Annotated in this window: 12 protein-coding genes; 1 reads left to right on the top strand and 11 read right to left on the bottom strand. The window is 54.6% G+C overall.

What is annotated here, in order from left to right; genetic code table 11:
* Positions 1-46: 46 nt before the first annotated feature.
* The 11 genes from WA318_RS02540 to iadA form a co-directional block, all read right to left on the bottom strand.
* Positions 47-1831, bottom strand: a complete 1785-nt coding sequence (locus tag WA318_RS02540) for an acyl-CoA dehydrogenase C-terminal domain-containing protein (RefSeq protein ID WP_336079870.1) — start codon at positions 1829-1831, stop codon at positions 47-49.
* A 22-nt stretch (positions 1832-1853) separates the two neighbouring features.
* On the bottom strand, positions 1854-4178 hold the full coding sequence (locus tag WA318_RS02545; protein ID WP_336079871.1) for a 3-hydroxyacyl-CoA dehydrogenase/enoyl-CoA hydratase family protein: 2325 nt from the start codon (positions 4176-4178) through the stop codon (positions 1854-1856).
* On the bottom strand, positions 4178-5314 hold the full coding sequence (locus tag WA318_RS02550; protein WP_336079873.1) for a thiolase family protein: 1137 nt from the start codon (positions 5312-5314) through the stop codon (positions 4178-4180). Before WA318_RS02550 ends, WA318_RS02545 begins: the two co-directional genes overlap by 1 nt.
* Positions 5315-5359: 45 nt before the next feature.
* Complete coding sequence (locus WA318_RS02555; protein ID WP_114096518.1) at positions 5360-5764, bottom strand: MerR family transcriptional regulator; 405 nt, start codon at positions 5762-5764, stop codon at positions 5360-5362.
* A gap of 107 nt (positions 5765-5871) precedes the next feature.
* Positions 5872-7563, bottom strand: coding sequence for a long-chain-fatty-acid--CoA ligase (locus tag WA318_RS02560; protein ID WP_336079876.1), 1692 nt, complete (start codon positions 7561-7563; stop codon positions 5872-5874).
* 97 nt (positions 7564-7660) lie between these two features.
* Positions 7661-8971 carry an OmpP1/FadL family transporter gene (locus WA318_RS02565; protein ID WP_114096519.1) on the bottom strand — a complete coding sequence of 437 codons (1311 nt, stop codon included), beginning with the start codon at positions 8969-8971 and terminating at the stop codon, positions 7661-7663.
* A gap of 55 nt (positions 8972-9026) precedes the next feature.
* The gene (locus WA318_RS02570; protein ID WP_114096520.1) at positions 9027-9695 is read right to left on the bottom strand and encodes a DUF6134 family protein; all 669 of its coding nucleotides are present in this window, start codon (positions 9693-9695) and stop codon (positions 9027-9029) included.
* Between the two features lie 34 nt (positions 9696-9729).
* The gene (locus WA318_RS02575; protein ID WP_336079877.1) at positions 9730-10026 is read right to left on the bottom strand and encodes an SCP2 sterol-binding domain-containing protein; all 297 of its coding nucleotides are present in this window, start codon (positions 10024-10026) and stop codon (positions 9730-9732) included.
* A gap of 232 nt (positions 10027-10258) precedes the next feature.
* Positions 10259-10855 (bottom strand): RT0821/Lpp0805 family surface protein, encoded by a 597-nt coding sequence (locus tag WA318_RS02580; protein WP_336079878.1) that lies wholly within the window; start codon positions 10853-10855, stop codon positions 10259-10261.
* A complete protein-coding gene (locus WA318_RS02585) occupies positions 10852-11085 on the bottom strand; it encodes a hypothetical protein (protein WP_336079880.1) in 234 nt (77 codons plus the stop codon). Before WA318_RS02585 ends, WA318_RS02580 begins: the two co-directional genes overlap by 4 nt.
* 199 nt (positions 11086-11284) lie before the next feature.
* Entirely contained in the window at positions 11285-12457 is a 1173-nt protein-coding gene (gene iadA / locus WA318_RS02590; RefSeq protein WP_336079882.1) for a beta-aspartyl-peptidase, read from the bottom strand.
* Positions 12458-12615: 158 nt separating this feature from the next.
* Between iadA and WA318_RS02595 the strand changes: the two genes are divergently transcribed.
* Positions 12616-13251 (top strand): LysE family translocator, encoded by a 636-nt coding sequence (locus WA318_RS02595; RefSeq protein ID WP_336079884.1) that lies wholly within the window; start codon positions 12616-12618, stop codon positions 13249-13251.
* Positions 13252-13280: the final 29 nt, after the last annotated feature.

Consider the following 13280-nt stretch of genomic DNA (forward strand, 5'->3'; position numbering starts at 1 on the left):
CCGTCCAGTGATGCGATCTGACGATATGTGCGGCCCGGTGCCATGATCAGAACAGCTCCTCGTCCAATGCCATCATGGTCGAGGAACCCGACATCATCTGACTGAACAGGGCACCGGATTGCGGCAAAATGCGTTCCATATAGAACTTTGCCGTGATCAGCTTGGCTTTATAGAAGCCTTCCGGGTCATCATCCTGCTTGGCCAATGCGATCTCGGCCATGCGGGCCCACATAAAGCCGACGGCCACCAGACCGAACAGACGCAGGAATTCGGTTGCAGCGGCACCGGCTTCATTCGGGTTTTTCATGCCGCGTTGCGCCAGTTCGCCAGTGGCCTGTTGCAGACGCATGAAGGCCTTTGCCAGTGGCTGGACAAAGTCGCCAAGCCCGTCCTTGGACACATTGGCTTCGATATATTCCTGAACCGGATGGAAGAAGCGGCGCAGGTAACGACCGGCCTTGGTCGGCATTTTGCGACCAACAAGGTCAAGGGCCTGAATGCCGTTCGTGCCTTCGTAAATCTGGGCAATGCGGGCGTCGCGAACATATTGTTCCATGCCCCATTCACGGATGTAACCGTGACCGCCAAAGACCTGCACACCAAGGTTGGTGTTATCAAAGCCCCAATCGGTGAACAGTGCCTTGACGATTGGCGTCATCAGCTGAACGAACTCGTCGGCCTCTTCACGTTTGACCGGGTCGGCGTGATGCTTGGCCGTATCAAGGGCGCGGGCAACCCACATGCCCATCGCGCGACAGCCTTCATTGGTGGCCTTGGCGGTCAGAAGCATGCGACGCACATCGGGATGCACGATGATCGGGTCCGCTGCCTTGTCGGGGGATTTCGCACCGGTAAGTGCGCGGCCCTGAAGGCGATCCTTGGCATAGGCGCGTGCGCCCTGATAGGCCGCCTCGCCAAGTCCAAGACCCTGAATGCCAACCGACAAACGTTCCTGGTTCATCATGGTGAACATGGCAGGCATGCCTTGATGGGGTTCGCCGACCAGATAACCGATGGCACCGTCAAAGTTCATGACACAGGTCGATGATGCCTTGATGCCCATCTTGTGTTCGATGGAACCGCATTTTACCGCGTTGCGATCCCCCAGCGATCCGTTATCGCCCACCATGAATTTCGGGACAAGGAACAGGGAAATACCCTTGGTGCCCTTGGGGGCGTCGGGCAGTTTTGCCAGAACCAGATGGATGATGTTTTCCGTCAGGTCGTGTTCACCCGCCGAGATGAAAATCTTGGTGCCGGAAATCGCATAGGACCCGTCATCAAGCGGTTCGGCCTTGGTCTTGATGATGCCAAGATCGGTGCCGCAATGCGGTTCGGTCAGACACATGGTGCCCGACCAGGTGCCTTCGACCATTTTCGGAAGATACTTGTCCTTGAGTTCGTCCGAAGCGTGGCTATGCAGGGCGGCATAGGCACCAAAGGACAGGCCCGGATACATCCCGAAGGACAGGTTGGTCGAACAGATCATTTCCTCGACCAAGGCGTTGATGGATTTTGGTGCGCCCTGACCGCCATAGGTCGGATCACAGGCAATGCCGGTCCAGCCGCCTTCGGCAAAGGTCTGATAGGCTTCCTTGAAACCTTTGGGGGTGGTGACAACCCCGTCATCCCAGGTGCAGCCTTCCTCGTCGCCCGACCGGTTGATCGGGAACAGGACCTCCTCGCAGACCTTGGCAGCCTCCTGGAGAACCGCGTCAACGACGTCGGGGGTGAAATCCTCGCAACCGGGCATCTGATTGATGTCGTTGTAATCAAACAGCTCGGTCAGGACGAAGCGCATATCGCGCAGGGGTGCTTTATATTCAGCCATTTCTGTTTCCTCCTGGACCTGCCTAGTTGCGCAACGGCTTGCCGGTCAGAAGCATATGCTCTACCCGGGCCATGGTGCCTTCGTTACGGACCAGACGCATGAAGCCTTCGCGTTCCAGTTCAAGAATATCGTCTTCGGAAAGTTCTTCGGTTACGTCGGTGTCACCACCGGCAAGAACCCGCGCCAGTTCACCGGCAACCACACGGTCATAATCGGTTGCCTTGCCCAGACGATGGAAACCATCGACCGCCATTTCAAAGGCGACACGGGCTGCTTCGCCCGGCAGGCGATAGGTGAATTCTTCGGGGGCTTCGTAACCATCGACCATCGAAAGTGCCCGTTCCTTGGCATCAGCCAGCAAACGGTTGCGGTTCATGGTGATGCCGTCCGTTTCGCGGAAGAACAGGTTTTCCTTGGCTTCCATCGCCGATTTGGCAACGGTTGCAACCGAGATGATCTCGAATGCCTTGGCGCTCGGGGCCATCGGACCCTTGACGAATTTCGGGTTCTCGGCCCAGCGACGGATCATTTCCTTGCATCCGCCCCAAGCCGGGATCAGACCAACACCGGGTTCAACCAGCCCGATATAGGTTTCGCCATGTGCCTGAACTGCATCGCAATGAAGCAGAACTTCACATCCGCCGCCAAGGGCAAGACCACTTGGTGCGCCCACGACCGGGAACGGCGAATATTTCAGCGCCTTGTAGGTTTCCTGACCGGTTTCAACAAGGTTCTCGATCTCCGGCCATGCGGCGATATTGGCCGCAAACAAGGCCAGACCAAGATTTGCACCGGCCGAGAAATTGCTGGCCTCGTTATAGATCACCATCGCCTTGAACTGCTTTTTGACAGTCCGGATAGACGTTTTGATGGCGCCCAGAACATCGGCATCAAGGGCATTCATCTTGGTATGGAATTCAAGGCAGGCGACGCCATCGCCAATATCCCAAAGCGATGCAGCACGGTTACCGGCAACCGGTTCGGATTTGCGTTTGATGTCTTCAAGCAGAAGAACCCCATCCGGGCGGGTAACCTTGGCGTAGTTGCCATCAAAGCCAAGATAGTAAAGATCACCATCCTCGACCTTGTAGAACGATTTGCCAGAAGCCTTTTTGAGCAATGCCGGGACTTCAACACCATCTTCTTCAAGCATCGAAATCAGGGCATTAACCCCAATGGCGTCGATCAGCTCGAACGGGCCGGTTTTCCATGCATAACCCAGCTTCATCGCATCATCGACATCGACGATGGAATTGGCTGCTGCCTCGGCAATGAAAGCAGCATAAGCAAGGGTTTTGCCCATGACAGCGCGCCCATACTGGCCGCCCTTGTCATCGGCTCCCATCATCTTGCGCGGGTCCTTGCCAGCGGCACGAACGCTACCCAAGCGGGCCTTTTCGGATCTGGAGAATTCACCAGACTGAAGATCAACCGATTCCTTGATCTTCTCCCCGCCTTCACGGTTCAGGCGGTAAAAACCACCTTTGCCCTTACGGCCGGTATAGCCATCGGCGATCAGTTTGCTGACCAGCGCGCTTTCGCGATAAATGGCGTGGAACGGATCGGACTTATCAAGAAGGCCCGCCATGCTTGATTGCACATGGGGCATCAGATCAAGACCAACCAGATCCATCAGGCCAAACACGCCGGTCTTGGGAATACCAAACGGGCGACCGATCACGCTGTCGGCTTCTTCGACGGTCAGTTGGCGGTCCATGGCCTCGACCATGGCGGCCTGAATCCAGTAAACGCCCAGACGGTTGGCAATGAAGCCCGGTTCGTCATGGCAGGTGACACAGGTCTTGCCCAGTTTGCGATCAGCAAAATCGGCAACCATGTCAATCACGCCATCACGGGTGACACCCGATCCAACCAGTTCCAGCAGACGCATATAGCGCGGCGGGTTGAAGAAATGGGTGATGATGAAATCCTGCGCAAAGCTGTCATCCATGCCGCCAATCAGGGTGGCCAGCGGAATGGTCGAGGTGTTCGACGACACAACCGATCCACGGGCACGGACCGCATCAATCTTGCGATAAAGGTCCTGTTTGATATCAAGGCGTTCGATGACGGCTTCGATGATCCAGTCACATTTGGCGATCTTATCAAGGTCATCCTCGATATTGCCGCAGGTGATCAGCTTGGCGACCCGTTTGGACATGAACGGTGCCGGATCGGTTTTAAGCATCTTGGCAACCGCACTCTCGGCAACTGCATTGCGGTTTTTGGCACCTTCGGGAACGATATCAAGCAACAGGACAGGAGTCCCTGAATTGGCGATATGGGCAGCGATCCCCGCGCCCATCACGCCGGCGCCGATAACGGCGACCTGTTTGATGGTGGTCATTACATCGCCTCCAGAATGGTCGCGATCCCCTGACCCCCGCCAATGCATTGCGAGGCCAGCGCATATTTGCCGCCATCACGTTTCAGGATGGCTGCGGCCTTGCCGACAATACGTGCACCGGTAGCACCCAGCGGATGACCGATGGCCAGCGCACCGCCATCAATATTGACCTTGGCAGCATCAAGACCGAGATCGGAAATGCTTGCTATTGCCTGCGATGAGAACGCTTCGTTCAGTTCGGTCACGTCGATATCAGCAGAGGTCAGGCCTGCACGGGCCAGCGCCTTTTTCGAGGCCCCCACCGGACCAATGCCCATGATTTCTGGCAGGCAGCCGTCAACGGCAACCGATTTGATACGTGCAATCGGGGTCAGGCCGTTTTTGGCAGCGAATTCTTCGGAGCATACCAGCACCGCAGATGCGCCATCGGTTAGCGGCGAAGATGTGCCCGCAGTGACGATACCATCGGCACGGAAGGCCGGTTTGAGTTCGGCAAGGCTTTCGGCGGTGGTTTCACCACGAATACAGCCGTCTTCGGAGACAACACCGTCTCTGGTCTGAATCGGGATGATTTCATCAACGAACTTGCCAGCAGCCTGTGCCGCTGCGGCGCGCTTGTGGCTTTCAACTGCGAAGGCTTCCTGATCGGCGCGTGTCAGGCTGTATTTTGCCGCGACATTTTCAGCCGTATCGCCCATGCCCATATAGGCTTCTGGCATGGCTTTATAAAGTTCAGGGTTCGGCAGCGGGTTGAAGCCCATCATCGGAACGCGTGTCATGCTTTCGACACCGGCACAGATAAATGCATCACCGGCACCGATGGCGATTGCACCGGCGGCCTGATGGATCGACTGCATGGATGACCCGCAGAAACGGTTGACGGTGACACCCGCGACCGAGCGCGGAAGACCGGCAATAAAGGTAATCAGGCGGGCAACGTTGAAACCCTGTTCGCCTTCGGGAAAAGCACAGCCAAGAATAAGGTCCTCAATGGCATTGGGATCAATGCCGGTCTTTTCCACCAGACCTTTAACGACCTGTGCCGCCAGGTCATCGGGACGAACCTTGGCAAGGGCCCCTTTGCGGGCCGGGGTAAAGGGCGACCGGACATATCCGGCAATAACGGCGTTGGTCATGGCTATGTCTTCCTTCCTGAGCTGTCCTCTGATCCGGGGAACTTGTTACGAAACCGGATCGATTCCTTTTTCTTCAAGCGCATCAATCGATTGTTGTTCGATATCGCGCAATTCATCCAACGTGATGTCCAGTGCCTGGCGTTGTTCTTCCAGATCAGAAATCCGTTCCCGGACGCGCCCAAGCAGCATTTTGATCTGTTCTGCCTGTGTCGGGTCTGCCCCATAGAGATCAAGGTAATCAGCGATCTCATTGAGGCTGAAGCCCAGTCGCTTGCCACGCAGAATGATCAACAGTTTTGCGCGGTCCTGGCGGGTATAGATCCGGGTGGCACCTGCACGTTGCGGATTTACAAGGCCTTTTTGCTCGTAAAACCGGATGGTGCGCGGCGTAATCCCCAAATCCTTCGCCAGTTCGGGAACGGTATAAAACCGGTCATCAAGTTTGGTCATCTTTCGCCCCTTATCGTATATATTTTTATCTTAACGTCAATTAGTTTACGTTAACGTCACATGGATTTTTTCCGTTGTGTGTGATGCGACGTTAACGCACTGTTTTTTCAAGACGTTTTCCCCTCTCTCTTCAGACGTTCTTCCTCGACCAGTTCCTTTTTCGACAGTTTGCCGACCATGGTTTTTGGAAGCTCTTCGCGAATTTCGATTTCGCGTGGCATTTCGATTCTTGAAATCTTGTCGTCCAGAAACGCGCGGAGATCATCGGGGGTAATCCCGGTGACACCGTCTTTCAGGCGAACAAAAGCCTTGGGGGCTTGTCCGCGATATTTGTCCGGCACGCCGATGCAGGTGACTTCGGCAATCTGGTCATGCAGATAAAGTGCTTCTTCGATGGCGCGCGGATAGACATTGTATCCGCTGCACAGAATGACATCCTTCAGGCGATCAACAAGGAATGTATATCCCTGATCATCCTGATAACCGACATCACCGGTCCGCAACCAGCCATCGATAAAGGTTTCACGGGTTGCTGTTTCGTTTTGCCAGTAACCGGGCATGACCTGTGGTCCGCGGATGCAAACCTCGCCTTTTTCACCAAAAGGCATGGCCAGTTCCGGGTTGGCAAGAGAACGGATTTCGATCTCGGTGCAGGGCATTGGAAGCCCGATAGAGCCTTCCTTGTTTTCCCCTTTGACCGGGTTACAGGTGCAAACCGGGCTTGCTTCAGACAGCCCATATCCCTCGACCACCTTTGACCCGGTGATTTCTTCAAACCGGTGTTTGACCTCGACCGGAAGGGGCGCACCCCCTGAGATACAACAACGAATATGAGACAGATCGTGCTTTGGGGTCTCGGGCGAATTATTGATCGCGGTATAGATGGTTGGCACGCCGGGAAAGATTGTCGCTCTTTTTTTATCAAGCGATTTCAGAAGGGCTCCCAGTTCAAACCGGGGATGCAGAACAAGCTCTGCCCCCAGATTGATTGATGTATTCAGCGCCACGGTCATGGCAAAAACATGGAAGAACGGCAAAACACACAGGGTGACTTCATGTCCCGGATTGGCGTCCGGCATCCAGCGTGTCAGCTGATCGACATTGGCACTGAGATTGGCGTGGGTCAGCATCGCGCCCTTGGGGCGTCCGGTGGTGCCGCCGGTATATTGCAGAACAGCCAGATCATTGACTGCGACGTCAACCACCGTATCAATCGGCTTGCAGCCAATCACCCGGTCATATGGGATGTGACGCAAGTCGGTCGGTACGTCGGCCAGTTCACTGCGTTTGAACAGTGAAAACAGAACGCTTTTAACCGGTGGCAGGATGCTGCTCATTTCGCAAACAACGATGCGTTTGAGGCAGGTTTCATCAAGGCATGCCGCGACCTTGGGATAGATCTGTTTAAGGTTCAGCGTTACCATCAGGCGACAGCCGGAATCCTCGATCTGATAGGCAATCTCGCGTTTGGCATAAAGCGGATTGAAATTTACCACCACGCCGCCGCATTTCAGGATCGCATAATAACACACGACATAATAAGGCGTGTTGGGCAGACAAAGACCAACCTTGTCCCCCTTGCGCACGCCGAGCTGCTTGAAACCTTCGGCAGCGCGATCAATCTGATCGGCGATGGTTTTGTAATCATAAATCCGGCCCAGAAAATCCAGGCAGGGCCGCAGCGGAAAACGCGCCGCGGCACTATCAAAAATTTCGTGGACCCGACGTGTGTGAACTGGCGTGCTGATATCAACGCCATTCATCAGGATGGGAGCTTCTTGGACGTTTACTTTGTTCACTTGCGTTAACTCCATTACGTTAACGTCACTTTGCGGGCAAAAAAAAGCAGCCCGGTCGGGGTGGCAACTGCCACCCCGTGCCAAGCATTATAGCAGATCAGAATTTGAAATTCGCCTGCAGAGCGATGATATCGACGCTGGCCTCGTAATCGGCTGCATAATTACCAAGTGCTGCCGAGGTATGATCGACGCGTGCCGTATCAGCGAAGATATGCGTGTAGCCAAGATTGAAAGCGACCCAGTCAGCAACCTTGTAGCTGGTGCCAAACGATACCCAGTAGCGATTGGAATCCGGCAGGCGCACATTGCGGTTGCGGGTCTTGATCGGGGTTTCGTCATAGGCAACACCGCCGGTAAAGGCCCAGTTTTCATCATACTGGTACCGCGCACCAAGTGCCCCGAACCAGGACGTACCCCAGTTGTAATATTCGGTGGTGCTGCCGCTTGTGGCGAGGTTGCTGTTGATCAGACCATCATAGTTGAACACCAGTTCGCCGACCGAGTTCCAGTTGGTCCATTGTACATCACCCATCAAAGTCCACTGATCATTGAGATCGTGAGACATCCCGAATGCGACGGCTTCCGGGGTTGTGATTTTGGCTGTGGCATTACGGTCCGTATAGGGGGTCAAAAGACCCTTGGCGGCACTGTCAAACTTGATCGTGCCTTCAAGCTTGTGCTCGACCTCGGAGTTATAGGACAGGCCAAGACGGGTGGCTTCGGTCAGTTCCCAGTTCAAACCAGCTGTCCAGCCATAGCCGACATCATCGCCCTTAAGTGATGAGTTGCCTTCTGTTTTTGCACCAGCAAGTGAGGCAACAGCCTTGTCCAAACGGGCTTCGAAACGCTGGATTTGCGGACCGGCACCGATGCTCAGGCCATTGTCAAACCGGTATGCGACGACGGGCTTGATATTGACGGTCTTGATCTTCGAAGTTGTCCCAAAGAAACGTCCGCTGAAATCGGAATCGTTGTCAGTGACCAACCCCCAGGGAGAGGTAATGGAAACACCAAGATTGATATTCTCATTCAGTTTCCAGACGGCATGTGCGTTTGGCACTGCGGCATCCTGTGCCATATCCTTGTAGCCGCCACCTGTCTGGGCAATGCTTGTTCTTGACCCGTCAGTTGCAAGGGTGTTTTTCGCCTTGGCAACCGGGCGGATAACCGTGACACCGGCGCTATAGGTCGTTTCATCATACTGGCCGACGGTGCCGGGATTGTAGGACATGGTCGAGGCATCGGTTGACAGGGTTGTCATGCCTGCAAAGCTTGAGCCTTGCAGGGTGCCGCTGGTTTCGCGGACCTGAAAACCCGATGCATGTGCAGTACCGATGGTCGCCAGTGCACAAAGAATTGCTGTACCCGAAGCTGCCCCCGCAAGGCAGCTCATCTTGAGCTTAGACATCTGTTTCTCCCTTAATCTTTTAACGCTTCAAATTCTTGATTCAAAACGCCCGCTTTTATTGTTGAAGGGTCATCGCATCAACCCGGATAAAGTCGATGTCGTAACCCTTTCTTTTAAAGCTTGTTTTCAGAAGTTTCCCGTCGGGACCATACCAAAGGTCACGCTCGATATCGCCCGACATGATGTAATGGGTCGCCGGTGTTTCCCGGTTTTCGACCGTCACATTTTCTGTACCGACCTTTCGGGTTTGAACCCCGTAAGGTTCGGCATTGATGACGCTATAGAGATCGGTTTTTACCGTGATGTCCTCGGACCACAGGCTGAGTGGCCAGGCACCATCACAGGCATTCCGTTTCCCGACACCTTTGCCAGCGAGCTGATAGCAGTCTTCATCATAGCTTGCCTGCCAGGTGTAGTGTGTGCCGTCATCATTGGTGGTGATTTCGACCGAAACCAGCTTGTCATCGTGCCATTGCTCGGTGCGCTGGTGGTCATAATGGAATTTCAGAAACAGCACGCTGACGTCGGTCAGAGTCTCAACCCTGACGGTGCGACCAGATGCTGTCGGCGTGATTTCGACTTTTTCATAGCCGATGGGTTCCCCGTCCTTGAGAACGCGGAAATTCAGGACTTCCCCCGCAGATGCCATCGAAAGAACGGCACATTGGGTGAAAATACCCGTGATCAAAGCTGATACGCTACGTTTCCAGATGCGTTGCCGCATGTTTCCCCCGCAGAACGGATCGTTTCGGCCCTTGTCAGTCCAGCATGGATGACAGTTTTGCCGCTACTCCCATGGATCCCTTGATCTTGAGTTTGCCCAAAGTGAAGGCAAGCATCGGATCGAGTTTTCCGGCGATCAGTTTTTCGAGGTTGGCTTTCTTGATTTTCAGAATGCAGTCCGCATCCGACAGATCATCGTCGCTGATCACCGGCTCATCACCGGTGGCATCGACAACGATATGTCCGTCATCGCCGCAGTCAAACGCAATAACGGCATTAAGACCGCGCAGCTGTGGCAGCTTTTCCTTTACGGTGTCGAGGATGTCATCCACGAACGCCTCCCTCATATTTGATTGTATTTTTTTATGTTTGTTGTCTGACTGTAATACAAAGTGACGTTAACGTAAATCAAATTACGAAAAGGGTATATGCGCGACGAATAAGGCATTGATTTCAAGTGACTTTAAGATGCAAAAATTGGATGAAAAGTATGAAAAAAGCCCGGCTGTGCCGGGCTTTCGCGGGAGAAATTCCCAATTGATCTATCGACGTAAAGACGCGTCTTTATGACACAATTTGCCAGGATCCATCGGGCTGACGGCATGCGGTGCCGTATGTTTCGCGCTGTCTTCCGCCGATATCGGCGGTTGCGCTATATTCACGGCAATAGCGTCCGCTGGTGTTTTGCCAGCTGCGGGTGGGCACAACATTATAGCTGTTGCCCGAATCCGGATTGATCCAGCGCACAGACCGTCCGTCCGGCACATTTTGCAAGGTATAACCGGTACAGGCCAGATCACTTTGATCAAGGCTTTGGCCGATACTATAGCCACCCAGCATGCCCAGAATGGCACCGCCGATCATCGCCGCAGTCCGTCCATCACCTTTGCCGATGGTCGAACCGAGTGCAGCACCCGATCCGGCACCGATCAATGCGCCGATTGTGTCACGGTTGCAGCGCAGGAAGCTTCCATTCGAGACAAAGATATCTTCGCGTGGCCGGTAGTTATAGCGGTGCTTGTCGCCATGGTGTTTATGTTGCTTGGCGCGATAACCATGGGCGGGTGCCCATGGTGGTGGATCGGCCTTTGCCGGGGTGGAAATGCCGATTGGCGCTGCAAGACCGAGCGCTGCGGTCAAAAGGATAATTTTTCTGATCATTTTCGGGCCTGCTCGTTTTCATGCATGATGTAACCGGCACCTGTGCCGATGGCACCGCCGATCACGGCACCACAGGTGACGCAGCCACCTGTAATGACGGTGCCAACAGCACCAACACCGGCGCCAATTGCAGCACCGCTGAGCATCTTCTGATTACGGTCATTCAATCCGCTACAAGCTGAAAGCCCCAATGCGCTTGCAACGGCCAGAGTAATGGCTGTCTGTCGCATCTCTCGTGTCCTTTCCGTCATTTTGGCACAGGTCATTGGTTTGCCTGTGTCTTGGCAAAAGCTTGACGGGTAAATACGAGCGGGGTTTGACCTTATTGCGCGTTAATTCGGGCATATATGACAAGAAAAAGGCACCGATCCGGGGGAATATGCCGGTTTCGATGCCTTTTGACAGTCAAATTCAATGAAATATCAGTGTTTAAGCCTCGAACGTGCCCTTGATCAGGCGTTCCTTACTGATCATTGCCGGTTTGCCACGTGCAATCACCGTGTCAGGTGCCAGGGCATCGTCAAGAACAAGAATGTCGGCATCAAAGCCGGTCTTGAGCTGTCCCTTGAAGCCATCGAGCCCCAGCATGCGGGCTGGATTGAGGGTGATCGGTGCAAGTGCGGTGGTGATATCAAGCTTTTCGCGTTCGACAAGATCGGCAAATTCGCGCGGTATAGTGTCAAATCCGGCAACGGTCAGGCCGATCATATTGCCTTGCGCATCAAAATCGGGAAGCGATCCATTGCCATCCGAGGTCATCGAAATGCGATCAAGGGGCACGCCATCGGCAAGGCATTCGGCAATGCCGGTCGATGTTTTAACGGATCCGGCCGGATCGGGTTCGGCATCAATCCCGGTGGTGAAATCGATGTTGCCACCCCGCTTTGCCCAGTCTTTGGCGGCATCCAGAAGGGCGCGCTTGCGGTTGACATGGGTCGGAATGAACTGGGCAATCGGGATTTCAGTATTTTCAATCACGCCAATCAACGGATCAAAATGCCCGTCACCATCGCCGAGATGGACCACAACCGACCCGGCCTTGCCCGACGTCATGCCGCCGATGCGCGACTGTGATGCGATCCGGGCAAGCTCCTCGACGGTGCTTTGGCTGCTGCGATGATCGGAAATTGCGGTCTTAAGACCGATACAGGCATCAAGGAAAGTCACGTCATCGCCGATATTCCCGGTCAGGGTCGGGGACGGCACCCGATAGCCCCCGGTAAAGAACCAAGCCGAGATGCCCTCGGTTCGAAGGGCTTTGGTTTTGGCATAAAGTGATGCGATATGGCGGGTTGCGGCATCAGTGCCCAGCAGGCCACAGATTGATGTAATGCCCGCTTCGATCAGGTTGCCAATCGCGACTTCGGGGGTTCTGGTCGCAAATCCGCCTTCGCCGCCACCCCCGATCAGATGGGCGTGACCGTCAATAAAGCCCGGAACTGTTAGCTTGCCGCCAAGATCAATGGTTTTGATTTCGCCCGGAACCGACACAACCAGATCCGGGGCGATGGCGATGATTTTATCGTTACAGATCAGGATATCATTGATGCCCATCGGGGCAGGGGCGAAAACATTGGCGTTCTTGAGCAGCAGAAACATCATTTAAAACCGTGATTTGCGGGAATTGTTCAACCATATGCGCGGTGACGCAGGGCGCCATCATAGCGATAGTTCATTTCCGTTGAAACGGTTCTGGCAAGCCGCTAGCTTTGCAGCTAAACGAGGCGGGTTTGAAACCTGCGCCACCAAAGGGAAACGTCATGAGCTTTGCCGCCTGGTTGTCTGTTGCAACCATTTGCGTTCTGGGTGCGATGACGCCGGGTCCAAGCCTGGCAGTTGTTCTGCGCTATTCTGTCGGGCAATCGCGTCAGGCGGGTTTTGCCTGCGCATTGGCACATGGACTGGGCATCGGCTTTTATGCCGTGATCACCATGACCGGCCTTGGCATCCTGTTTCAGACAGTGCCGGTCTTTCACAACGCGGTCAGTATTCTTGGCGCGCTTTATCTGATCTGGCTTGCGATCAAGGCATGGCGGGCAGCGGGATCGGGCGAGAAGTTCAATGTCGAGGGTGCCGGTGTGCTTTCCGGCTCGGTCGGGCAGGCTGCACGTGACGGCTTTATGATCGCCTTCCTTAATCCCAAGATTGCCCTGTTCTTTCTTGCGCTGTTCAGCCAGTTCGTGTCGCCTGAATTTGAATGGAGCGGCAAGTTCATTCTGGCCTTTACCGCCGCAGCAATTGATGCGGCGTGGTATTGCCTTGTGGCGATCGGGTTATCGCACGGGGCGGTCTTGCCCTGGTTGCGCGATCACGCGTCCTGGATCGAGCGTATCATTGCCATTCTGTTTGTTCTGATTGCCCTTCGGGTTCTGTGGGGGGTGACCGCTTTTGTATAAGGGCGGTCTGATGCATTCCTGAATTTACG

This window comes from Thalassospira sp. CH_XMU1448-2, from assembly GCF_037027285.1.
Taxonomy (GTDB): Bacteria; Pseudomonadota; Alphaproteobacteria; order Rhodospirillales; family Thalassospiraceae; genus Thalassospira; species Thalassospira profundimaris_C.

Coding starts and splice junctions, on each gene's coding strand:
- WA318_RS02540 (WP_336079870.1), bottom strand. CDS start 1,831: ATGGCTGAATATAAAGCACCCCTGCGCGATATGCGCTTCGTCCTGACC.
- WA318_RS02545 (WP_336079871.1), bottom strand. CDS start 4,178: ATGACCACCATCAAACAGGTCGCCGTTATCGGCGCCGGCGTGATGGGC.
- WA318_RS02550 (WP_336079873.1), bottom strand. CDS start 5,314: ATGACCAACGCCGTTATTGCCGGATATGTCCGGTCGCCCTTTACCCCG.
- WA318_RS02555 (WP_114096518.1), bottom strand. CDS start 5,764: ATGACCAAACTTGATGACCGGTTTTATACCGTTCCCGAACTGGCGAAG.
- WA318_RS02565 (WP_114096519.1), bottom strand. CDS start 8,971: ATGTCTAAGCTCAAGATGAGCTGCCTTGCGGGGGCAGCTTCGGGTACA.
- WA318_RS02570 (WP_114096520.1), bottom strand. CDS start 9,695: ATGCGGCAACGCATCTGGAAACGTAGCGTATCAGCTTTGATCACGGGT.
- WA318_RS02580 (WP_336079878.1), bottom strand. CDS start 10,855: ATGATCAGAAAAATTATCCTTTTGACCGCAGCGCTCGGTCTTGCAGCG.
- WA318_RS02585 (WP_336079880.1), bottom strand. CDS start 11,085: ATGCGACAGACAGCCATTACTCTGGCCGTTGCAAGCGCATTGGGGCTT.
- iadA (WP_336079882.1), bottom strand. CDS start 12,457: ATGATGTTTCTGCTGCTCAAGAACGCCAATGTTTTCGCCCCTGCCCCG.
- WA318_RS02595 (WP_336079884.1), top strand. CDS start 12,616: ATGAGCTTTGCCGCCTGGTTGTCTGTTGCAACCATTTGCGTTCTGGGT.